Source organism: Phyllobacterium sp. T2-21, from assembly GCF_055378485.1.
This window is the reverse complement of the sequence record NZ_AP027912.1, coordinates 1,239,664-1,259,982: the sequence shown is the minus strand read 5'-3', so window position 1 is coordinate 1,259,982 and position 20,319 is coordinate 1,239,664. Positions and strand designations below refer to the sequence as shown.

19 protein-coding genes are annotated in these 20,319 nt (G+C 59.5%); 9 read left to right on the top strand and 10 right to left on the bottom strand.

Annotated features, from left to right (window positions below; translation table 11 throughout):
• Window positions 1-68 precede the first annotated feature (68 nt).
• A complete protein-coding gene (locus ACZ5FP_RS06280; protein WP_464662776.1) occupies window positions 69-2,015 on the top strand; it encodes an AsmA family protein in 1,947 nt (648 codons plus the stop codon).
• A gap of 12 nt (window positions 2,016-2,027) precedes the next feature.
• On the opposite strand, the gene ACZ5FP_RS06275 is transcribed toward ACZ5FP_RS06280, so the two are convergent.
• From ACZ5FP_RS06275 to ACZ5FP_RS06250, 6 genes are all read right to left on the bottom strand, one after another.
• Complete coding sequence (locus tag ACZ5FP_RS06275; protein WP_223611740.1) at window positions 2,028-2,846, bottom strand: ABC transporter permease; 819 nt, start codon at window positions 2,844-2,846, stop codon at window positions 2,028-2,030.
• 1 nt (window position 2,847) lies between these two features.
• Window positions 2,848-3,759 carry an ABC transporter permease subunit gene (locus tag ACZ5FP_RS06270; RefSeq protein WP_288192018.1) on the bottom strand — a complete coding sequence of 304 codons (912 nt, stop codon included), beginning with the start codon at window positions 3,757-3,759 and terminating at the stop codon, window positions 2,848-2,850.
• Between the two features lie 9 nt (window positions 3,760-3,768).
• Complete coding sequence (locus ACZ5FP_RS06265) at window positions 3,769-4,914, bottom strand: ABC transporter ATP-binding protein (RefSeq protein WP_426136737.1); 1,146 nt, start codon at window positions 4,912-4,914, stop codon at window positions 3,769-3,771.
• 67 nt (window positions 4,915-4,981) lie between these two features.
• Window positions 4,982-6,073, bottom strand: a complete 1,092-nt coding sequence (locus ACZ5FP_RS06260; protein ID WP_464662775.1) for a polyamine ABC transporter substrate-binding protein — start codon at window positions 6,071-6,073, stop codon at window positions 4,982-4,984.
• Between the two features lie 167 nt (window positions 6,074-6,240).
• A complete protein-coding gene (locus ACZ5FP_RS06255; protein ID WP_464662774.1) occupies window positions 6,241-7,188 on the bottom strand; it encodes a DMT family transporter in 948 nt (315 codons plus the stop codon).
• Window positions 7,189-7,284: 96 nt separating this feature from the next.
• Window positions 7,285-8,706: a helix-turn-helix domain-containing protein gene (locus ACZ5FP_RS06250; protein WP_464662773.1), complete on the bottom strand. Its 1,422-nt coding sequence runs from the start codon at window positions 8,704-8,706 to the stop codon at window positions 7,285-7,287.
• Between the two features lie 250 nt (window positions 8,707-8,956).
• Here ACZ5FP_RS06250 and aceA point away from each other — a divergent pair, with 250 nt between their 5' ends.
• The 6 genes from aceA to ACZ5FP_RS06220 all read left to right on the top strand — a co-directional run bounded on the left by aceA (window position 8,957) and on the right by ACZ5FP_RS06220 (window position 14,213).
• Window positions 8,957-10,246 (top strand): isocitrate lyase, encoded by a 1,290-nt coding sequence (gene aceA, locus ACZ5FP_RS06245; RefSeq protein ID WP_403170000.1) that lies wholly within the window; start codon window positions 8,957-8,959, stop codon window positions 10,244-10,246.
• A 105-nt stretch (window positions 10,247-10,351) separates the two neighbouring features.
• Window positions 10,352-10,585 carry an SMc00767 family acetate metabolism repressor gene (locus ACZ5FP_RS06240; RefSeq protein ID WP_027230260.1) on the top strand — a complete coding sequence of 78 codons (234 nt, stop codon included), beginning with the start codon at window positions 10,352-10,354 and terminating at the stop codon, window positions 10,583-10,585.
• Between the two features lie 149 nt (window positions 10,586-10,734).
• Entirely contained in the window at window positions 10,735-11,037 is a 303-nt protein-coding gene (locus ACZ5FP_RS06235; RefSeq protein ID WP_464662772.1) for a type II toxin-antitoxin system RelE/ParE family toxin, read from the top strand.
• On the top strand, window positions 11,034-11,327 hold the full coding sequence (locus tag ACZ5FP_RS06230) for an addiction module antidote protein (protein ID WP_288192023.1): 294 nt from the start codon (window positions 11,034-11,036) through the stop codon (window positions 11,325-11,327). The genes ACZ5FP_RS06235 and ACZ5FP_RS06230 overlap by 4 nt, the downstream gene beginning before the upstream one ends.
• Window positions 11,328-11,482: 155 nt before the next feature.
• On the top strand, window positions 11,483-12,916 hold the full coding sequence (locus ACZ5FP_RS06225; RefSeq protein ID WP_105736357.1) for a glutamine synthetase family protein: 1,434 nt from the start codon (window positions 11,483-11,485) through the stop codon (window positions 12,914-12,916).
• A gap of 10 nt (window positions 12,917-12,926) precedes the next feature.
• Window positions 12,927-14,213 carry an NAD(P)/FAD-dependent oxidoreductase gene (locus ACZ5FP_RS06220; protein ID WP_464662771.1) on the top strand — a complete coding sequence of 429 codons (1,287 nt, stop codon included), beginning with the start codon at window positions 12,927-12,929 and terminating at the stop codon, window positions 14,211-14,213.
• Between the two features lie 7 nt (window positions 14,214-14,220).
• On the opposite strand, the gene ACZ5FP_RS06215 is transcribed toward ACZ5FP_RS06220, so the two are convergent.
• Entirely contained in the window at window positions 14,221-15,012 is a 792-nt protein-coding gene (locus ACZ5FP_RS06215) for a crotonase/enoyl-CoA hydratase family protein (RefSeq protein ID WP_464662770.1), read from the bottom strand.
• A gap of 92 nt (window positions 15,013-15,104) precedes the next feature.
• On the opposite strand from ACZ5FP_RS06215, the gene ACZ5FP_RS06210 reads away from it, so the two are divergent.
• Window positions 15,105-15,728, top strand: coding sequence for a TetR/AcrR family transcriptional regulator (locus ACZ5FP_RS06210; RefSeq protein WP_464662769.1), 624 nt, complete (start codon window positions 15,105-15,107; stop codon window positions 15,726-15,728).
• Here the strand turns inward: ACZ5FP_RS06210 and ACZ5FP_RS06205 are convergent.
• Together ACZ5FP_RS06205 and ACZ5FP_RS06200 are read right to left on the bottom strand one after the other, a co-directional pair.
• On the bottom strand, window positions 15,713-16,465 hold the full coding sequence (locus ACZ5FP_RS06205; protein ID WP_464662768.1) for a YiiX/YebB-like N1pC/P60 family cysteine hydrolase: 753 nt from the start codon (window positions 16,463-16,465) through the stop codon (window positions 15,713-15,715). The two genes, ACZ5FP_RS06210 and ACZ5FP_RS06205, sit on opposite strands and share 16 nt — an antisense overlap.
• A gap of 1 nt (window position 16,466) precedes the next feature.
• Window positions 16,467-17,591, bottom strand: coding sequence for a beta-ketoacyl-ACP synthase III (locus tag ACZ5FP_RS06200; protein ID WP_464662767.1), 1,125 nt, complete (start codon window positions 17,589-17,591; stop codon window positions 16,467-16,469).
• Between the two features lie 131 nt (window positions 17,592-17,722).
• On the opposite strand from ACZ5FP_RS06200, the gene ACZ5FP_RS06195 reads away from it, so the two are divergent.
• Entirely contained in the window at window positions 17,723-19,327 is a 1,605-nt protein-coding gene (locus ACZ5FP_RS06195) for an inorganic phosphate transporter (protein WP_223611766.1), read from the top strand.
• 44 nt (window positions 19,328-19,371) lie between these two features.
• Here ACZ5FP_RS06195 and ACZ5FP_RS06190 read toward each other — a convergent pair whose 3' ends face one another.
• The gene (locus ACZ5FP_RS06190) at window positions 19,372-20,217 is read right to left on the bottom strand and encodes an oxidoreductase (RefSeq protein WP_464662766.1); all 846 of its coding nucleotides are present in this window, start codon (window positions 20,215-20,217) and stop codon (window positions 19,372-19,374) included.
• Between the last annotated feature and the right edge of the window lie 102 nt (window positions 20,218-20,319).

Below are 20,319 nucleotides of genomic sequence, written 5' to 3'. Positions count from 1 at the left end.
AACCGTAGATGGAGAAGCGTAAAACCTTCCGGCGTGCAGCCGGAAGAACAGCAGACATCGGAATATTCATGTCCTGGTACCGGCCGAGGAACATATTCGCGACAATCATCGCATTGGCTCTCGTCGCCGCGGGACTTCTCGCCGCTATTCCCTATCTCGTCAGCACGGATGTCATCCGTGCCCGGCTCATTCAGGAACTCAGCAACTGGACCGGCTACAGTGTCGAATCGCGGCAGACGCCGCAAATTTCGTTCTTTCCGGTCTTTTCCGCCTCGCTCGCCGACGTGACCATCCGCAATCCCTGGCAGAGTGAAGGCACGCCCTTCATGAAGGCGGAACGCATCGAAGTCGATCTGTCGCTGCTTTCCGCGCTGATGGGTCGGACGGAATTCACCGAGACAACCATTATCCGGCCGCGTTTTGTCATTGACGAGCCGATCAAAAGCCTGTCGCAGATCGGCGAATCCCTGGCAAAAACCGATGGGCGCATCGGCGACGTCATGCGCGAGGCACGGGCTGCCATCGAGGCCAATCCGGCAAAACCGGATATGAGCAATGTGTCGTCGCAGCCGTTCGGACGTATCCGGCTTGAAGATGCGATGGTGACGTTCAAGCGGCCGCTCAACGGGTCCGAAGAGCAGATTTCCAGCATCAGCGGCGTTTTTGAATGGCCGCAGACCTCGGGCGTCGCCAGCTTCCGCGGCAATGCCATCTGGCATGGCGAGGAAACCGAGATCGACAGCTCCGCCAGCAAGGCGCTGCTGCTGCTGGCCGGCGGCACCAGCCCGCTGCAGGTGAACCTGACATCGACGCCGCTCACCCTTGCTTTCAATGGCTCGGCCAATATTGCCAAGAACCAGTTCTTTCAGGGCACCCTGTCGTTGACCTCCCCGTCCCTGCGCCGGACGCTGGAATGGTCGAAGACCCCATCCATTCCCGGCGCGCCGATTGGCAGCTTCGCCCTCGACGCCACGGTTTCCGGCTCGGCCAACCGCATGAAGCTCGACGGTTTGACGGCAACCCTGAACAACAATCCCGCAAAGGGCGGCATTGAAATCGTCCTGAACGATGGAACGCCAAGCATCACCGGCACGCTCGCCTTCGAGACGCTTGACCTCCGCTCCGTGCTGTCAGGCTTCATGCCGCTGCCCGACGGGTCGGCCAACGCCAATGCGGTTATCGATACCCGCTTCCTCAAGCAGGCCAATGTGGACCTGCGCGTCTCCACCCAGAAAGCCACGGCAGGCTCGGTCAATCTGACGAATGTTGCCGCAACCGCGCAGGTTCGCAACGGCCGGGCCATTTTCGACATCGGCGAGGCCGCAGCCTTCAACGGCTCCATTGCCGCAAGTTTCCAGCTGGCCGAAGAAGGCGATGGCGGCGCCACGGGTGAACTGCGTCTCAACGGCACGGATGTGAACAGCGCGGCCATCGCCCCGCTGCTGGGGCTTGGCAACCGGTTCGAGCTCGGCAAAGGCACGATGTCTCTCGTTCTCAAGGGACCGATCACCCGGTGGTCATCGGCCATGGAGAACGCCAAGGGCACCCTCAGCATGCGCTTCGGCACCGGGCAGATCAAAAGCATCGATTTCAACAACCTGCTCAACCGGGCCAAAACGGACCGGTTTTTCAGCCTGAACGAGAAAACCGATGCCTGGCTGGCATTCGACCGGATGGAGATCAAGGCCAATATCATGGACGGCGTGGCAGCCCTCGAGACCGCGCAAGTCCAGATGAAATCCGGTGTGCTGAGCTTTGCCGGTATTGTCACCCTTATCGGCAAGAGCCTGGCCTTGACGGGAGACTATGCGGTGCCTGTTCCTGCTGCTGCGGCACCGGCACCGGCACCCGCGCCAGCGGCAATGCCAGCCCCTGCTCCAGCGCCCGCTGACGCGACGGCGCAGGCCGCACCCGTCGAGCAGAAGCCTGCGCCAGTATTCAACCACACGCGCTTCTTTATCGGCGGTTCCTGGGACAATCCGTTTATCTCGCCGATCATCGCACCGGCGAATTAGTGCACCGAGAGGTTAGTGACGGGCAGCAGCCTGCTCGTCGCGTGCCTTCTGCACCTCGCGGCGCTTGTTGGCAATCGATGCGATCACCACCCCCACCGCGACGACGGCGATCAGGATCGTACAGGCGGCGTTGATCTCCGGCGTCACCCCGAGACGCACCTGCGAATAAATGCGCATCGGCAGGGTGGTGGCGCCGGGACCCGAGGTGAAGCTTGAAATCACGAGGTCATCGAGCGACAGCGTGAAGGCGAGCATCCAGCCGGATACCACCGCCGGCATGATCACCGGCAGGGTAACCTTGAAGAAGGTGGTGACCGGCGTCGCGCCGAGATCCATGGCCGCCTCTTCGAGCGAGCGGTCGAACGTGACCAGGCGCGACTGCACCACGACGGCCACGAAACACATGGTGAATGTGATGTGGGCGAGCGTGACGGTCCAGATACCCCGGTCAAAGCCAATGGCCACGAACAGCAGGAGCAGCGACAGGCCGGTGATGACTTCGGGCATGACCAGCGGCGCATAGATCATCGCTGAAAACAGCATCCGCCCCCGGAAGCGCGTATAGCGGGTGAGTGCGAGGGCACCGAGCGTTCCAAGGATTGTCGCGAAGGTCGCCGAGATCAACCCGACGCGGATGGTCACCCACGCCGCATCGATAAAGCTCTTGTTGTTGAACAGCGACACATACCATTTGGTCGAGAAGCCGGCCCAGACGGTGACGAGGCGGGATTCATTGAACGAGAAGACAACCAGCAGCACGATCGGCAGGTACAGGAACGCGAAACCGATGACCAGCGAGACGATATTGAAGCGGGACCAGGTGGTGTTCATGTCACTTCTCGCTTTCCTGGGCTTTGGCTTCCGACCGCTGGAACAGCACGATGGGCACGACGAGCAGCGCCAGCAGAACCACGGCGACTGCGGAAGACAGCGGCCAGTCGCGGTTGGCGGAGAACTCGTTCCACAGGGTTTTGCCGATCATCAATGTCTCCGACCCGCCGAGAAGATCGGGAATAACGAATTCGCCGACGGCCGGAATGAAGACAAGGAAACATCCGGCGACAACGCCGGGCAGCGACAGCGGGAACGTGATTTTCCAGAAGGCGGTGATGGGCGGGCAGCCAAGATCCTCCGCCGCCTCAACCAGCGAGTAATCCATCTTTTCCAGCGTTGAATAGATCGGAAGCACCAGGAACGGCAGATAGGAATAGACAATGCCGATCAGCACCGCGGTATTTGTGTTGAGAATGTTCAGGGGCGTGTGGATGACATTGGCCCACATAAGAAACTGGTTGAGCAGCCCCTCGGGCTTGAGAATACCGATCCATGCATAGACGCGGATAAGGAAGCTTGTCCAGAAGGGCAGGATCACCAGCATCAGCAGGGTTGACCGGACGGTGGCGGGCGCCCGTGCCATGCCGTAGGCGATGGGATAGCCCACCAGCAGCGTCAGGAACGTCGAAATGGCGGCAATGATCACGCTGGACAGATAGGCTTTGACATAGAGCGGATCGCTCCCCAGGAACGTGTAATTGTCCCAGGAGAACTGCGACACGCTGTTGATCAGCCCCTGCCAGCCCGCCCAGACATCAATCGTCGGCGTGTAGGGCGGTATCGCCATCGTCACTTGCGAGAGTGAAATCTTGAAGACGATGATGAACGGGATGAGGAAGAAAATCAGCATCCACAGATAGGGAACGCTGATGACGAGGCGGCTGACGACGGACGCGATCAATTTTTGCATGGCAGCCCCCTAAGCCGTCAACAGGATGCCGGCGTCGGTATCGAAATTGACCCAGACCTTGTCGTCATAGCCAAGCGGGTCTTCGACCGTGCGCACCGCGTTCAAACTGGCTGCCTTGATGATCCGGCCACTTTCAAGCCGGACGTGGAAAACCGTCATGTCGCCGAAATAGGCAATATCGTAGAGCTCGCCATGCGCCGCGTTGACGGCAGTGTTTGCCGGTTCCTTGCGGCTGAGGCGGATTTTCTCCGGCCGGATGGCAAACCCGACGGACTGGCCGGTGGAGCAGTCGCGCGTTGCATCCGTACGAATGGTGATCCTGTCGGCGGGGACATCGATGTCGACCTTGCCCGGCATCACCGTCGAGGCTGTACCTTCGAACATGTTCACATTGCCGATGAAATCCGCCACAAACTTGGAATTCGGAGCTTCGTAGACTTCCGCAGGCGTTGCCACCTGCTTGACTTTGCCCTTGTCCATGACGGCGATGCGATCGGCCATGGTCATGGCCTCCTCCTGGTCGTGCGTCACGACGACGAAGGTCAGGCCAAGCTTCATCTGCAGGTCCATCAGCTCGAACTGCGTTTCTTCGCGCAGCTTCTTGTCGAGCGCCCCCAACGGTTCGTCCAGCAGCAGAACCTTTGGCCGTTTGGCAACGCAGCGGGCAAGCGCCACGCGCTGACGCTGGCCGCCGGACAGCTGATGCGGCTTGCGCTTGGCGAACTGCTCGAGCTTGACCAGCTTGAGCATTTCCGCAACACGCGCGTCGATTTCATTCTTCGGCATGCCATCCTGCTTCAGGCCGAAAGCGATGTTGCCCTCGACTGTCATGTGCGGGAACAGGGCATAGGACTGGAACATCATGTTCACAGGCCGCTTGTAGGGCGGGATGCCGCGCATATCCTGGCCGTCAAGCAGGATGCGGCCAGATGTCGGTTCTTCAAATCCGGCCAGCATGCGCAGGAGCGTGGACTTACCGCAGCCGGATGCGCCGAGAAGGGCGAAGAATTCACGATCGTAGATCGTCAGGGACAAGTCATCGACAGCGGTAAAGTCACCAAACTTTTTGGTTACATTCTCGAAGGAAATATAGGGTTTTGCTTCAGGATCATTCCAAGGTGCGAATTTACGGCGAAAGCTTCCCAGTGATTTCATGATTGCCCCGGCATTTTGGTCTTGACGTTAAAAACCCCGGCATTTTCTGCCGGGGTTTTCTCGAGATTTACTGGCCTGTTACCACTTTGGTCCAGAGCCGCGTGACGGTTCGCTGCGTTTTCGTATCGTAAGGCGTCACGGTAAAGAGCTTGGCCAATGTGGCCGCATCCGGATAGACCGACGGATTTTCCAGAATGGCCTTGTCGATGAATTCCTGCGAGGCCTTGTTGCCATTGGCATAGGACACGAAGTTCGAGGCTTTCGCTGCAACTTCCGGACGCATGATGTAGTTGATGAACTCGTGGGCTTCGGCCACATGCGGTGCATCGGCAGGGATGGCCATCACGTCAAACCACATCTGCGCACCCTGCGACGGAATGGCGTAGTCCAGCTTCACGCCGGCATTGGCCTTTTCCGCACGCGACTTAGCCTGCAGGATGTCACCGGAATAGCCGAGTGCCAGACAGATATCGCCGGCAGCGAGTGCATTGATGTATTCCGACGAATGGAACTTGCGGATCGACGGGCGAACCGCTGTCAACAGGTCTGCGCCCTTGGCGAGATCGTCGGGATTCTTGCTGTCCGGATCGAGGCCGAGATAGGCCAGCGTGGACGGCAGGACATCCGAGGCAGAATCAAGCACATGGACACCGCAATCCTTGAACTTAGCCGCCATCTCGGGTTTGAACAGGATATCCCAGTTCGGACGCGCATCCGATCCGAGAATTTCCTTCATCTTGTCGACATTGTAGCCAAGGCCCGTGGTGCCCCACATGTAGTCGACGGCATACAGATTGCCCGGATCATATTTTTCGATGCGCTGGTTGATCACATCCCACATGTTCTTCAGGTTCGGCAGCTTCGACTTGTCGAGCTTCTGGAACACACCGGCGGCAATCTGGCGTTGCAGGAAGGATGCGGTCGGAACAACGACGTCGTACCCGGTTCCGCCTGCCAGCAGCTTGGTTTCGAGGATCTCATTGGAGTCGAAGGTATCATAGACAACCTTGATGCCGGTTTCCTTGGTGAAGTCAGCCAGGATGCTGTCATCAATATAATCGGACCAGTTGTAGACATTGACAACGCGTTCCTGCGCGCCGGCTGCCGTGGCAAGCCCAAGGGCGAAAGTGGCCGTTAAAAGGATGGATTTGATACCCATAAAATGCCTCCATGCTGCTGGCACCTGATCTTTCAGCCGTGCCAGGGGTTCCCAAATTTCCCCTACCTTTTTAGATTGCGATCACTTCGTCAACAGGGTTGCAGCAACTCCCTCATCTAAAGTTGCTGATCAACGCAATTTTGATCGCCGCATTTTGGCGCACGGCGTCAGGCTGGTGGCTTTCGTGTCAAAGCCGCACGCTGGCGCCGGTATTCCCAGCCCAGATGAAAGAGCAATGCACAAAGGATGATACCGCCGCCAATGATGGTGCGCTGCGTCGGGATTTCATTGTGCAAAAGCCAGACCCAGACGGGCCCGAGCACAGGCTCGAGCGTTCCGATCAATGCGGCGAGCGCGGAGGGGATAAGACGGGCGCCACTGACGAAGAGGGCAAGGCCGAGACCAAGATTGACGGCCCCAAGAGCAAACAGGAAACCGAAATCCCGCGCGCTCGCCGAGAATGATCCGCTCATCACCGAGGCCGCACAGGCGGCCATCACCACGCCGAGAAAAACCGCGGGTGTCATGCGCAGATGCGCCTTGCGCCGCGTGATCACCGTGGCGGACGCAAAGGCGATGGCAATCAGCAAGGCGAGAAGGTCGCCGATGGGGGAAACCGCGCCATCCAGCGAATCGGAAACCATGATGGCAACGCCGGCGATCACCACGGCAATGGCACCCCAGGTTGCAAGGCTGACCCTTTCGCGAAAGAGCACCCAGGAAATCAGCGCCGCCAGCAGGGGCACCGCCGCCTGGAGCAGCAGGACATTGGCGACCGTCGTGTAGGACAGGGCAACGATGAAGCAGGACGACGCGATGGCAAAACAGATGCCGACGCCCACCCCGGCCAGCCCCATGTTGCGGAACAGCCGCAACGTTCCGTGCGGACCATCGCGGACCAGCATGAAACACAAAAGGAAAAGCCCGGCGAATACGGACCGCCAGAACACCACGGTCCAGTTGTCCGTGGTTTCAAGAAAACGGGTTAGAGCGCCGCCCGTACTCCAGGCGATTGCCGAGCCTGCAACCAGCAGGCAGCCGACCGCGGTCTCCGATGCGCTCTTGGCGGGATCGGGCGCAGCAACCGGCGGCAGCGGGACGGACGAAACACTCATGCGGGTACAATGCCAAATTTCAAATCTGCGGTAAGTTTGGGAAACGACTGGAGATTGTCGCTTTCTGCATCGTTTTCGCCCGCAAATCCAGCGGCATCATTGAAAATCGAAGGCACTGAGACCCGTCACCATCTCGTCCAGCCCCAACGGACGGGTGACCGGCGGCTCGGCACGCGAAAGACAGGCAGAGCGCTCGCAGAGACGGCAGGCCGGACCGACCGGCGTCGCACCGATATTCCTGCCGCCGAGCGCAGCGCCATAAACCGTTTCATCGGCGAAACCGATATCGCAGCCGAGCAGGATCGCCGTGCGCCGCGGGCGTTCATTGAAACTGCCTTGCGGCCCCTCAAGCGTGCGGGCAATGGTCATGAATTCAGCGCCACCCGGCATCTCGATGGCTTCCACTAGAATCTGCCCCGGCTGGGCAAAGGCGGCATGCACCGCCAGCTTTGGACACTCGCCGCCGAAGCGCGACTGCGGATAGCCCTGTGCCCCCGCCCGGCGGAAGCGGTTGCCCGCATGATCCACCTCCAGCATGAAGAACGGAATGCCCGCAGCCCCCTGTCTTTGCAGGGTCGTCAACCGGTTGGCCGCCTGCTCGAAGGAGACATTGAAACGCGAGCGCAGCACGTCGACATCATAGCGGGCGCGCAGGGCGGCGGTCTGGAATGCCTGATACGGCATCATCAGGGCCTGGGCGGCATAACGGGCAAGTTCGAACCGGGCGATGCGGCGCGCTTCGTCGGAGGATAGCTTCAGCTCCTGGATCTCCGCCGCGATGACCACCTGCATGCGGATGAGCACCGCCTCGATGGCCAGTTCGCGCAATTGATCGAATGGCGACAGCCGCTCCGAGATGAACAGGCGCTGCGAATGGCGGTCATAGCGCCGCCGCCAGTTCGGCATGGTCGCGACCGGCAGGACGCGCACCGTGATTCCATGCTCGCTTTTCAGCCATGCCTTCAAGGCGCCCGAGAGATCATCGCCCGGCTTGATCAGATGGATGAAGCTGTCAACCTCCCCTTCAATCCGGGCAAAATGATTGGGCTTGCGCTCCAGCACTTCGCGCACTTCGCTGAGCGGCAAACGCGTCGCCGACAGCGACGGCACATGCCCTTCCTTTGCCAGCATTCCAGAGAGGTCGGACAGTCGCTCCAGCGATTCCCGGTAGGCACGGTAAAGCTTGATGACACCAGCCGCCGCATTGGGCGCGGCATCGCCGATCTCGATCAGCTCCTGGTCGCCGGGCAATTCACCATTGAGCAAGGGATCGGAAAACACTTCTTTCAGTGCTGCCATGGACGAGCCGGTTTCGACCTGCAGCGTATCGAGTTCGATCTTGTAGGTCGATGACAGCTTCAACAGCAGCTGCACCGTCAGCGGACGCTGGTTGCGCTCGATGAGATTGAGGTAGGACGGCGAAATGCCCAGCGCGTCGGCCATGGCCGTCTGCGTCAGCCCCTGCTCGTTGCGGATGCGCCGGATGCGGGGACCGGCGAAAATCTTGCCTTCAGCCATTTCCACCCCTTATGTCAGCAATATTGACAAAATTTACACAATTCCCGGCAATCAACCAATATTACAAAATTTACAGATTTACAAATCTTATTTGTCAAAGCAGCGACATGCTAACTCGATAAATCCGCCGATTATAACGATATTTATTGGAATTACTGCACCGCAATGTAAATTCAGTCACATGAACGCAGCCATCGAAACTCCCAAACGACCTGTCTGCGATCGCGTCAACAGAAGCTGGAGAAAGATAATGACTGATTTTTACAATCTCGTACCCAATGCTCCGGGAGGTCGGTTCGATGGTATTGAACGTCCCTATACGCCTGACGATGTCAAAAAACTGCGCGGTTCGGTTCAGATCAAATATACTCTTGCTGAAAACGGCGCCAACCGACTGTGGCAGCTCATCCATGAAGACGGCTTCGTCAATGCCCTTGGTGCTCTGTCGGGCAACCAGGCGATGCAGATGGTGCGTGCGGGCCTTAAGGCGATTTATCTCTCCGGCTGGCAGGTTGCAGCCGACGCCAATACCGCTTCCGCCATGTATCCTGACCAGTCACTGTACCCTGCAAACGCTGCGCCGGAGCTTGCGAAACGCATAAACAAGACGCTGCAGCGCGCCGACCAGATCGAAACCGCGGAAGGCAAGGGCCTGTCGGTCGATACATGGTTCGCACCGATCGTTGCCGACGCGGAAGCCGGCTTCGGCGGCCCGCTCAATGCCTTCGAGATCATGAAGGCTTTCATCGAGGCCGGTGCTGCGGGTGTGCATTATGAGGACCAGCTGGCATCGGAAAAGAAGTGCGGCCATCTCGGCGGCAAGGTTCTGATCCCGACCGCTGCCCATATCCGCAACCTGAATGCCGCGCGGCTTGCTGCCGACGTCATGGGAACGCCGACACTGGTCATCGCCCGCACCGATGCGGAAGCGGCAAAGCTCCTGACCTCGGATATTGACGAGCGCGACCGCCCATTCGTCGATTATGATGCCGGACGGACCACGGAAGGCTTCTATCAGGTCAAGAACGGTCTCGACTCCTGCATCGCCCGGGCGATCGCCTATGCGCCGCACGCGGACCTGATCTGGTGCGAGACGTCGAAGCCGGATCTCGAACAGGCCAAGCGTTTTGCCGAAGGTGTGCGCAAGCAACATCCGGACAAGTTGCTCGCCTACAACTGCTCGCCGTCGTTCAACTGGAAGAAGCATCTGGACGAAGCGACGATTGCCAAGTTCCAGCGCGAGCTGGGCGCGATGGGCTACAAGTTCCAGTTCATCACGCTGGCCGGGTTCCATCAGCTCAACTTCGGCATGTTCGAGCTGGCCCGCGGCTACAAGGAACGTCAGATGTCCGCCTATTCGGAGCTGCAGGAAGCGGAATTCGCCGCCGAGGTAAACGGCTACACCGCCACCAAGCACCAGCGCGAGGTTGGAACGGGCTATTTCGATGCGGTCTCGCTGGCCATCACGGGCGGTCAGTCTTCGACGACGGCCATGAAGGAATCGACCGAGACGGCACAGTTCCGTCCGGCAGCCGAGTAACAGGCACCCAATCCGGACCGCCGGCGAGGCCCTTACATGCCGCCGGTCCACCCCGGGCAGTCACAGGGACTGCCCACTGCAACGCCAGCAACAAGGAGCATCATCATGGCACCGCAGACACGCGTGAAGGAACGGGCCGAGGAGCAATCATCGGCCATGAATGCAGACCAGCAGGCTGTCATTCGCATGGTCGCGAATGATCTGCATCGCCTCAACCAATCCGTCATGAAGGCAGTGGATGCCGGCGTGTCCGTGGAGCTGGTCCGCTCCGCCCGCCACCATGGCGGCGACGGCAACTGGGGCGACCTGCTGATCCCGGTGGTCGTCACCCGGCAATAGCTCACCGTGGCCTTCTCTGGTTTCGGTCTGGAACCAGCACGGCGCGCTGAACCGTCCGCAAGCGATTGCGGACGGTTTTGGTTTTTGACGACGAATTAGCCGAAAGTCTGGATTGATTGACGTCATCGCATTTGTAATCTAATTATTACATGCTTGAGCTACGTCAAACACAGGTCTTCGCGGATTGGCTGGATCGCCTGAAGGATAGGCACGCCAGGCACATGATAGCGCAAAGGATTGTGCGTCTTCGGCATGGGCACAGCGGCGACGTGCAGCCTGTCGGCGAGGGTGTCAGCGAGCTTCGTCTTCACCACGGCCCCGGCTATCGCCTTTATTTTGTCCAGCATGGAACGGTCTTGATCATTCTTCTGTGCGGTGGCGGCAAAAGCAGCCAGCAGAAAGACATCCGGAAGGCTAAAGCTCTCGCTGCTGATTTGGAGAAAGAAAAATGACGATCAGGACAACCCCCTTCGACCCGGCGCGCTATTTCGATACGCCGGAGTCACAGGCCGAACTCTTGAGCGACGCATTTGAAACAGGCGATGCAAGCTATATTGCCGACGCTCTTGGAATCGTTGCCCGCGCAAAAGGCATGACACAAATTGCCAGGGAAGCAGGTGTCACGCGGGAAGCCCTGTACAAAACGCTGAGCGCCAAGGGTGATCCCAAACTGACCACCTTGCTTGGCGTCCTGAAGGCGCTGGGTGTGCAGCTTGCTGTTACGCCGAAACATGCCGCATAGAGTTCAGCTTCGTACCTTTGCACCGTCCGCAAGCGATTGCGGACGGTTTTGGTTTTTGACGGCAAAAAACACGACCACAATTTTCTCGCGCCAGCCTTCCCATAGCGATGAGTTTTGATCTATCATCCGAAAACCGCAATAAATTCTGGTGATTGATGCCTTCTGAAACCCCTGAGAAGAAACCCGCACGGACCTCAACGCGGCGGCGCACGCCCGCCTATGTCAAAGCCACACGCGGCGTAAAAAACTGGCGTGAAGCTTCCGAGTGGCTGGCCTGGCGGGATATCGAAGACATCGAATGCATCACTCCCGATCAGGCGGGCGTTGCCCGCGGCAAGATGATGCCGTCGAAGAAATTCACCTCCAACACATCCCTGGCGCTGCCTTCCGCGGTGTTCATGGCGACGATTTCCGGTGACTATCCCGAAGACGGCTATGGCTTCTCCTATCCGGAAGACGACGGCGACCTCAAACTGATGCCGGATTTGTCGACCCTTTCCGTCGTGCCCTGGGAGAGCGATCCCACGGCACAGGTCATTTGCGACCTCGTGAACAAGGATGGCGCCGCGGTGGAATTCACCCCGCGCAACGTGCTCAAGCGCGTTGTTGCCGCCTACAACAAGAAGGGCCTGAAGCCTGTCGTCGCGCCCGAGATCGAGTTCTATCTCGTCAAGAAGAACCCCGATCCCGATTATCCGCTGACCCCGCCTGTCGGCCGGTCCGGCCGGGCGATTGGCGGCGGCCAGGGCTATTCCATCGCCGGCGTCAACGAGTTCGACGAACTGATCGACGATATCTATCATTTCTCCGAGGGCCAGGGCCTGGAGATCGACACGCTGATCCATGAAGAGGGTGCGGCACAGCTGGAAATAAACCTGCGCCATGGCGATCCCGTCGAGCTTGCGGACCAGGTGTTCCTGTTCAAGCGCACCATCCGCGAAGCGGCGCTGAAGCACGATATGTATGCAACCTTCATGGCCAAGCCCATCCAGGGCCAGCCCGGATCGGCCATGCATATCCACCAGTCGATCGTCGACAAGAAGACCGGGCGCAACGTGTTTTCCAATCCCGACGGCAGTGAAAGCGAGGCCTTCCGCCACTTCATCGGCGGCATGCAGAAGCATGTTCCGGCCTCTCTGGTCATGTTCGCGCCTTACGTGAATTCATACCGGCGGCTGACACCGGCGGCTTCTGCGCCGGTCAATGTCAAATGGGGCTATGACAACCGCACGACGGCCTTCCGCGTGCCGCGTTCGGATCCCAATGCCCGGCGTGTGGAAAACCGCATTCCGTCGTCCGACGCCAATCCCTATCTTGCCCTGGCGGCGTCGCTCGCCTGCGGCCTGCTCGGCATGAACAACCGGATCGAGCCGGATGCGCCTGCGTCGACCACGGTCAATGACAACCTCATCGAGCTGCCACGCGGGCTGATCGAGGCGACCATATTGTTCGAGCAGGACAAGGACCTCACGGCCATGCTGGGACAGTCCTTTGCCATCACCTACGCGGCCATCAAACGTGCAGAATTCGAGACTTTCATGGAGGTTATCAGTCCATGGGAGCGCGAATATCTGCTCCTCAACGTCTGACCCGTAAAACATGCCCTATCAGTCACCGATTTCCCCCGGCGTTTCCTGGTATGAGTCGACCATTGCGGATCGCACCGAGTATCCGGCACTGGACGGTTCGCGCACCGCCGACGTTGTCATCGTGGGCGGCGGCTTTACCGGCCTTTCCGCCGCCGTTCACCTCGCCTCGGCGGGCGTCGACGTCGTCCTGCTGGAAGCCTACCGTTTCGGTGACGGCGCCTCCGGGCGCAATGGCGGTCAGCTCGGCACCGGGCAGCGCGCCTGGGCGGAGGAGCTGGAAGGACAGTATGGCTTTACCCGCGCCAAGGCGCTGTTCGACCTTGCCGAAGAGGCGAAGGCGCACCTTTTGCAGTTCGCCGACACACACAAGATCGACATCGAATTCGTGCCGGGGCAAATGTCCGTTGTGCACAAGAAGCGCTATCTGAAAGATTACCGCGCCCATGCCGAACTGATGGCAACCCGTTTCGGCTATCCGCATATTCATTACATGGATGCGGCGGAGACAGCGGAACGCCTCGGCTCCGCGCGCTATCTCGGCGGCGTTTACGATGCGGGCACCGGTCATATCCAGCCGATGAAACTTGTGGTTGGCACAGCACAAGCGGCGGCCCGGGCCGGAGCCCATCTTCACGAGAATACCCGGGTTACCGGCATCACCTCGCAAAACGGACGGGTGACGGTGGCAACGGCCAAGGGCAATGTGACGGCCGCCAAATGCCTGATCGCAGTCAACGCCTATGGCGGCAATCTTGAACCGATCAGCGCTTCGCATGTCATGCCGATCCGCTCGTTCATCGGCGCCACGGTGCCGCTTGGCCAAGACAGTCCGGTCCTGCCCGGCGGCGAAAGCGTCGATGACTCGCGCTTTGTCGTGCGCTATTTCCGCCGCTCCAAGGATGGGCGGCTGCTGTTCGGCGGACGGGAAGCCTACACCGCAGACAATCCGCTCGATATCAGCACCCATATCCGCCGGCAGATCGCCGAGATCTATCCGGCACTCGCCGACGTGGAAATCACGCAGGCCTGGGGCGGCTCCGTCGGCATCACCCTGCCGCGGCAGCCTTTCGTGCGCGAAGTCATGCCCAACGTCATTTCGGCGGGCGGCTATTCCGGTCATGGCGTGATGCTGTCGAACTACGTCGGCAAGCTCTATGCCGAGACCGTCGCCGGCAACCGCGACCGCCTGAAACTGCTGGAAGAGCTGAAAGTACCGGCCTTTCCGGGCGGGCGCACCTTCCGCGCGCCGCTGCTGTTTCTCGCGCTCAGCTGGTATGCCCTGATGGACCGGATCTGAATCCCAGCTAATTTCCCCGGTACACGGGCGATCGCCGCCCGATCCAGGCATTCAACCCTTCCCGCGTATCGTGCGAGGCGGCGACACGGGCAAACTGTTCGCTTTCCATCTGCAGCCCCTCGCCGATGGGCATGTTCAGCCCGCGTGTGACGGCGGTGATGATGCCCGCAGCCACCACCGGGGAATGACGCAGAATACGGCCGGCAAGCTCAAGCGCTGCGGGAAGCAGGTCTTCGTGGGGAACCACTTTGTTGACAAGCCCGAGTTCCAGGGCTCTCGCCGCTGAAAAGGTATCGCCGGTCAACAACAGTTCCAGCGCGCGCTTACGGCCGGCAAGGCGCGGCAAGCGCTGCGTACCGCCAAAGGTTGGCGGGATGCCGATATTGATTTCAGGCTTGGCAAACACGGCCCGCTCGCTCGCAACGGCCAGATGCACCGCCTCGGTGATTTCACAACCGCCGACGAAGGCAATGCCATTGACGGCAGCAATGATCGGTTTGCGAAACGCCTCCATCCGCGCGGTCATCGCCTGCCCCCGCCGCACGAACGCCCTGACGGCGATATCGATGCCCTTGCTTATGCTTTGCGAGAATTCATGAATGTCTCCGCCGGCGGAAAATGCCCGGTCGCCCGCGCCCGTCAGAATGACGGCGCGGATGCCGGGATCATCCTCGATGCGATCGAGAAGCTGCAGCAACAGATCATTGGTTGCGTAGTTCAGGGCATTGAGCTTTTCCGGCCGGTTCAGGGTCAGAAACGCGATATTGCCTTTGATTTCGAAGAGCACGGGATCGGACATCGATTTTGCCTTTCACTGGGAAGTGATCAAGGCCGAAGATGTAATGCTCCATGCGCATTGTGTATATTCACTGGTTGGTATACTTTATCGTCATGCCAAGGACATCCGACCCGACCCGCGACCGCATTCTCGATGCTGCCAGCCGCCTGTTCTATGCGGAGGGCATTCGCGCCGTCAGCGTGGATGCCGTTGCGGAAGCGGCGGAGCTCACAAAGCGGACGCTGTACTATCATTTCAAGAGCAAGGACGATCTGGTTGCCGCCTATCTCCAGTCCCGCGACCAGCCTAATCTTGCGCTGTTTGCCAAGTGGTTCAACGCGGCGGACGGCACGATTGCGGACAAGGTCGAAGCGATCTTCACCCATCTGGCCAGGGCTGCGCGGCACAAAAAATGGAAGGGCTGCGGTTTTCTGCGGACAGCTGCCGAACTGGCCAACATGCCCGGCCACCCCGCCATCAAGATCGGTTCCGCGCACAAGAAGAAATTCGAAGCGTGGCTGGCGGATGTTCTGGCAACTGCCGGAGTGGAAGAGCCGCAAGGCCTCGCCCGGCAGATCGTGCTGCTGATGGACGGGGCCTTTTCCATCATGCTTGTCCATCGCGATGCCAGCTATGTCGAGGCCGCGGGCAAAGCGGCGGCGGCACTTGTTCACCTGTCGGAAATCAGGGATGCCGAGCGATATTCGCTTGCAAACAAGTCTCAGTCGTCCAAATAGCTTCCAGGACTGTAGAGAAGCTGGACTCGCCTGGCGTTCATCAACTGCTTGGGAGAGAACCAGAAAAATCTCTCGCTCTCAGGATCGTCATCAATGGCAAATTGCAAGCTGCGGAAGATCGCCAGCCAGACAAGCTTGGAACAATAGAAGCCGGAATCGTCGTTCAAATCCAGATTGAAGAATTCATAAGGGCGGCCAAGATATTTCTTTGCTTCGGCTGGTATTTTTGAGCGCTGTACCTGCGGCAGGTCCGCAACGCGGCCATGCCAGACCTCTTCCCCAGGACGGGAAGCAAGCCAATTTTCATAGGGTTGCCTGACAACGCCCTTGCCGGAAACGGCTTCAACCACAAACGGCTTGGCATCGGAAATTTCAAGGATAGCCACATGTCCGACGTAGACGATTGATCCCGTCCCCAGCGATTCCTTGCTCAGCTTCTGCGGCCCGTGATATCGTTTTGCGAACGCTTCAAAATCCAGCCTGTTGAGCCGGGCTTCTCCCGCTGCAGTGAAGTCCGGATCGGATTTTGCCGCCCGCTCCAGGTAAGCACGCTTCTCGGTCTCGAATTTTTGCCTGTCGTAAAAATCAGTTGGAACCTGCCGCATGTCAGGCGCGTAGGCCGCGGAATAGGGAACGATAACGCCCGGCTTCTTCGGCCACACAAAATCACCTGACTGAAACTCCGACGGATCGGGCCGCAACGTCTTCGCCGTGGTGACAGGCTCTGATGCCGCCAAGCTACACCTTCCTCACAATCACGCTGCCGACCGAATAGCCGGCACCGAAGGAGCAGATGACGCCGAGACTGCCCGGTGCAAGGTCGTCGGAATATTGGGAGAAGGCGATGATCGAGCCTGCGGAGGATGTATTGGCATAGTCCTGCAGGATGTTCGGCTGTTCTCCCGCTTCCGGTTCACGCCCCAGCACCTTCGAGCCGATCAGATCGTTCATGCCCTTGTTGGCCTGATGCAGCCAGAGCCTCGACAGATGCGCCGGTGCGATATTCTCGTCGGCAAGGTGGGTAAGGATCAGGTCGGAAACGATCGGCACGACCTGCTTGAAGACCTTGCGGCCTTCCTGGCGGAACAGCATGTCGCGGCGGTCGGTCATGTGGCCCTCGCGCGTGCGGCGCAGGAACCCGTTATTGTTGCGGATATTGTTGGAGAACTGGGTGAGGCAGCGGGTCGAGATGATCTCGAACCGGTCCGATGCGGTTGCGAGGTCGTCGCGCTCCAGCAGCACTGCGGTGCAGACATCGCCGAAAATGAAATGACAGTCGCGGTCACGCCATTCGAGATGGGCGGAGCAAATCTCCGGGTTGACCATGAGGATGGCACGGGCTGACCCCGAGCGGATCATGTCGGCCGCCGCCTGAATGCCGAATGTCGCCGATGAACAGGCAACGTTCATGTCGAAGCCGAAACCCTGTATTCCCAGCGCTTCCTGCACCTCGATGGCAATCGCCGGATAGGGGCGCTCGTGATTGGACGCGGCGCAGATCACGGCATCCACGTCGGCAGCGGTTCGGCCGGCCTTGGCCAGTGCCGCGGTTGCCGCCTTGACCGCCATTTCGGCCATGACTGACAGTTCATCGTCACTGCGCTCCGCCAGGACGGGATGCATGATCGCCGGATCGAGAATTCCCGACTTGTTGAGCACGTAGCGCCGCTCGATCCCCGATGCGCGGACGATGAAGTCTTCCGCGGACATCGTCATCGGTACGCGCGTGCCTGCCGCAATCTCATCGGCATGGATTTCGTTCTGCCGCGCGGCATAGCTGTTGAATGCTTCAACGAGTTCGGCATTGCTGATGGAGAGTTCCGGCGTAAAGACACCGGTACCGCTTATGACAACCTTATGCATGGCGTTTCCATAGTTTTTATCTGTCTCAAGCGTTAGACGCTCAAACGTCCGCGCGCAAGTTGTCATCAAGAGTTCACGCGCCGGCCTTAGCGTTCCCCCTAGTGTTTGAAGCAAATACTGGGGATTTCCTGATGACGGTAAGCAATGCGACTGACACACGTCTGTTGAAAGACGAACACCCGCTCGACAAGCCAAGCAATTTAGGCAATTGGCCTAATTATGCGGTGGTCGCCATCCTGATCGGCGGCCTTTTTTATGTCGGATATTCACTCACCCAGGATTTGACCAGCTCGGTCGCCGTGCCGTGGATTCTTCTGGGGCTTGCACTGGTTACGGCCCTGGGCTTTGAATTCGTCAACGGTTTTCACGACACCGCCAATGCCGTTGCAACGGTGATCTATACGAATTCGCTGCCCGCCGAGATCGCCGTGATCTGGTCGGGCATTTTCAATTTCCTTGGGGTCATGACCGCAAGCGGTGCCGTTGCCTTCGGCATCATCTCGCTTCTGCCGGTGGAACTGATCATGCAGGTCGGTTCGAGCGCCGGTCTTGCCATGGTGTTTTCACTTTTGACCGCCGCCATTCTGTGGAACCTCGGCACCTGGTATCTGGGCCTGCCTGCCTCCAGCTCGCACACGCTGATCGGTTCGATCGTCGGCGTCGGTCTCGCCAATCAGTTCCTGGCCCCGACAGGCACTGCCACCAGCGGCGTCGACTGGTCGAAGGCCACGGAAGTCGGCATGTCGCTGCTGATTTCGCCGCTCGTCGGCTTCGGCATGGCCGCCCTGCTGCTGCTGGCGATGCGGCTGCTGATCAAAAACAAAGCGCTCTATGAAGCACCGAAAGGCCAGACTCCTCCGCCTTTGTGGATCCGCGGCCTGCTGATTTTCACCTGCACCGGTGTCAGCTTCGCCCATGGCTCCAATGACGGCCAGAAGGGCATGGGCCTGATCATGCTGATCCTGATCGGTGTCGTACCGACATCCTTCGCGCTCAACCGCACCCCGGATATCAATTATCTCGAAGCCTACAAGTCCGCCGCGACTGCAGCCGCGACAACCTTGCGCAGCTATGAAAAGCCCGGCATCACCGTCACCGACGCCAATGCGGTGGTCAGCAATGCGGTGCGCAACAAGACATGGAGCGACGAGACCACCGTCGCATTGCGCCAGTTCATTGACCAGACCAATGCCAGCATATCGCCCTACGGTTCCGCATCGACGGTTCCGGTCGGTATGGTCAGCAACACCCGCAACAACATGTATCTGACCGGCGAAGCGTTGAAGCTGATCGACAAGGCCAAGCTGCTGCCGATGCAGCCCGCTGACCTTGCCACCATCAAGACCTACCATCAGGCCATCGACAATGCGACGAAGTTCATCCCGACCTGGGTGAAGGTTGCCGTGGCTCTGGCCCTCGGTCTGGGCACGATGGTCGGCTGGCGGCGGATCGTCGTCACCGTCGGTGAAAAGATCGGCAAGACGCACCTCACCTATGGGCAGGGTGCTTCGGCCGAACTGGTTGCCATGGGCACGATCTTCACTGCCGACACGCTGGGCCTGCCGGTCAGCACGACCCACATTCTCTCGTCAGGCGTGGCGGGGTCGATGGTGGCAAATGGCTCGGGCCTGCAGATGTCGACGGTGCGTAACCTGCTGATGGCCTGGGTGCTGACACTGCCGGTGTCGATTGCCCTGTCCTTCACCCTGTTCGTGATCCTGCGCCAACTGATTTAGGCCAGAATGAAAAATGGCCGGCATTGCCGGCCATTTTCGCTTGATCAGGATCCCTTCGGCGCATCGGCGCCTTCGGTTACCTCGGCCCAGGCATCAAAATCCCGCTGCAGTTCGGTAATCTTGCCGCGGGCTCCGGCTAGTGCAAACTTGCCAAGCAGCAGGCGCAACGGCGGCGTGTCCGCTTCCACGGCCTGGACGATCGCCTTGACCGCCCGCACCGGATCGCCCGGCTGATTGCCGCTGGATGTCCTGATCTGCTGCATGCGCTGATCGGACGTCTCGCGATAATCCTCAATGGTCGTGGGTGCCTCGTTGGCCGAGCGTCCGGCCCAGTCCGTGCGGAAACCACTGGGTTCCACGATCAGAACCTTGATCCCAAGGTGCGCGACTTCCTTGGACAGGGCTTCCGAAATCGCTTCGACGCTGAACTTGGTGGCATTGTAGAAGCTCACGGCCGAATTGGCCACGAGACCGCCAATCGATGAAATATTGACGACAGTCCCCGACCGCTGCTTGCGCATGACGGGCAAGACGGCCCGGGTCATGTTGACGAGGCCCCAGACGTTGATTTCGAACATCTTGCGCACTTCATCGATGTCGCTCTCTTCGAGCGAACCGAAATAGCCGATACCGGCATTGTTGACGAGCACATCGATACGGCCGAAGCGGGCTTCCGCCGCCTTGACGGCAGCGGCGATATCGTCCGCATTGGTCACGTCGAGTTTGAGGACAAGCGCCTTGTCTTCATTGCCCCGCGCCAGGTCCTCGACCTGTGCGGGGTTACGTGCGGTGATGACGGTGGGATAACCCAGTTCAAGCGTATGGCGCGCCAGCTCGCGGCCAAAACCGGTTGAACAGCCAGTGATAAACCAGACAGGTTTCGATGTCATGATCATGTCCTTGAAAGATGAGCCGCGCCGCTGATCGGACCACGATCAGCCGGATACAGCCATTGGGAAAATTGGACGACACTCCGGATGTAGGCCGATCTG

Bases quoted from the DNA above. Each gene is read 5' to 3' on its own strand.
- aceA (WP_403170000.1), top strand. From the start codon at position 8,957: ATGACTGATTTTTACAATCTCGTACCCAATGCTCCGGGAGGTCGGTTC.
- ACZ5FP_RS06210 (WP_464662769.1), top strand. From the start codon at position 15,105: ATGCCAAGGACATCCGACCCGACCCGCGACCGCATTCTCGATGCTGCC.
- ACZ5FP_RS06260 (WP_464662775.1), bottom strand. From the start codon at position 6,073: ATGGGTATCAAATCCATCCTTTTAACGGCCACTTTCGCCCTTGGGCTT.
- ACZ5FP_RS06225 (WP_105736357.1), top strand. From the start codon at position 11,483: ATGCCTTCTGAAACCCCTGAGAAGAAACCCGCACGGACCTCAACGCGG.
- ACZ5FP_RS06215 (WP_464662770.1), bottom strand. From the start codon at position 15,012: ATGTCCGATCCCGTGCTCTTCGAAATCAAAGGCAATATCGCGTTTCTG.
- ACZ5FP_RS06250 (WP_464662773.1), bottom strand. From the start codon at position 8,706: ATGGCTGAAGGCAAGATTTTCGCCGGTCCCCGCATCCGGCGCATCCGC.
- ACZ5FP_RS06195 (WP_223611766.1), top strand. From the start codon at position 17,723: ATGACGGTAAGCAATGCGACTGACACACGTCTGTTGAAAGACGAACAC.
- ACZ5FP_RS06270 (WP_288192018.1), bottom strand. From the start codon at position 3,759: ATGCAAAAATTGATCGCGTCCGTCGTCAGCCGCCTCGTCATCAGCGTT.
- ACZ5FP_RS06230 (WP_288192023.1), top strand. From the start codon at position 11,034: ATGACGATCAGGACAACCCCCTTCGACCCGGCGCGCTATTTCGATACG.
- ACZ5FP_RS06190 (WP_464662766.1), bottom strand. From the start codon at position 20,217: ATGACATCGAAACCTGTCTGGTTTATCACTGGCTGTTCAACCGGTTTT.
- ACZ5FP_RS06200 (WP_464662767.1), bottom strand. From the start codon at position 17,591: ATGCATAAGGTTGTCATAAGCGGTACCGGTGTCTTTACGCCGGAACTC.
- ACZ5FP_RS06240 (WP_027230260.1), top strand. From the start codon at position 10,352: ATGGCACCGCAGACACGCGTGAAGGAACGGGCCGAGGAGCAATCATCG.
- ACZ5FP_RS06280 (WP_464662776.1), top strand. From the start codon at position 69: ATGTCCTGGTACCGGCCGAGGAACATATTCGCGACAATCATCGCATTG.
- ACZ5FP_RS06235 (WP_464662772.1), top strand. From the start codon at position 10,735: ATGCTTGAGCTACGTCAAACACAGGTCTTCGCGGATTGGCTGGATCGC.
- ACZ5FP_RS06275 (WP_223611740.1), bottom strand. From the start codon at position 2,846: ATGAACACCACCTGGTCCCGCTTCAATATCGTCTCGCTGGTCATCGGT.
- ACZ5FP_RS06265 (WP_426136737.1), bottom strand. From the start codon at position 4,914: ATGAAATCACTGGGAAGCTTTCGCCGTAAATTCGCACCTTGGAATGAT.
- ACZ5FP_RS06220 (WP_464662771.1), top strand. From the start codon at position 12,927: ATGCCCTATCAGTCACCGATTTCCCCCGGCGTTTCCTGGTATGAGTCG.
- ACZ5FP_RS06255 (WP_464662774.1), bottom strand. From the start codon at position 7,188: ATGAGTGTTTCGTCCGTCCCGCTGCCGCCGGTTGCTGCGCCCGATCCC.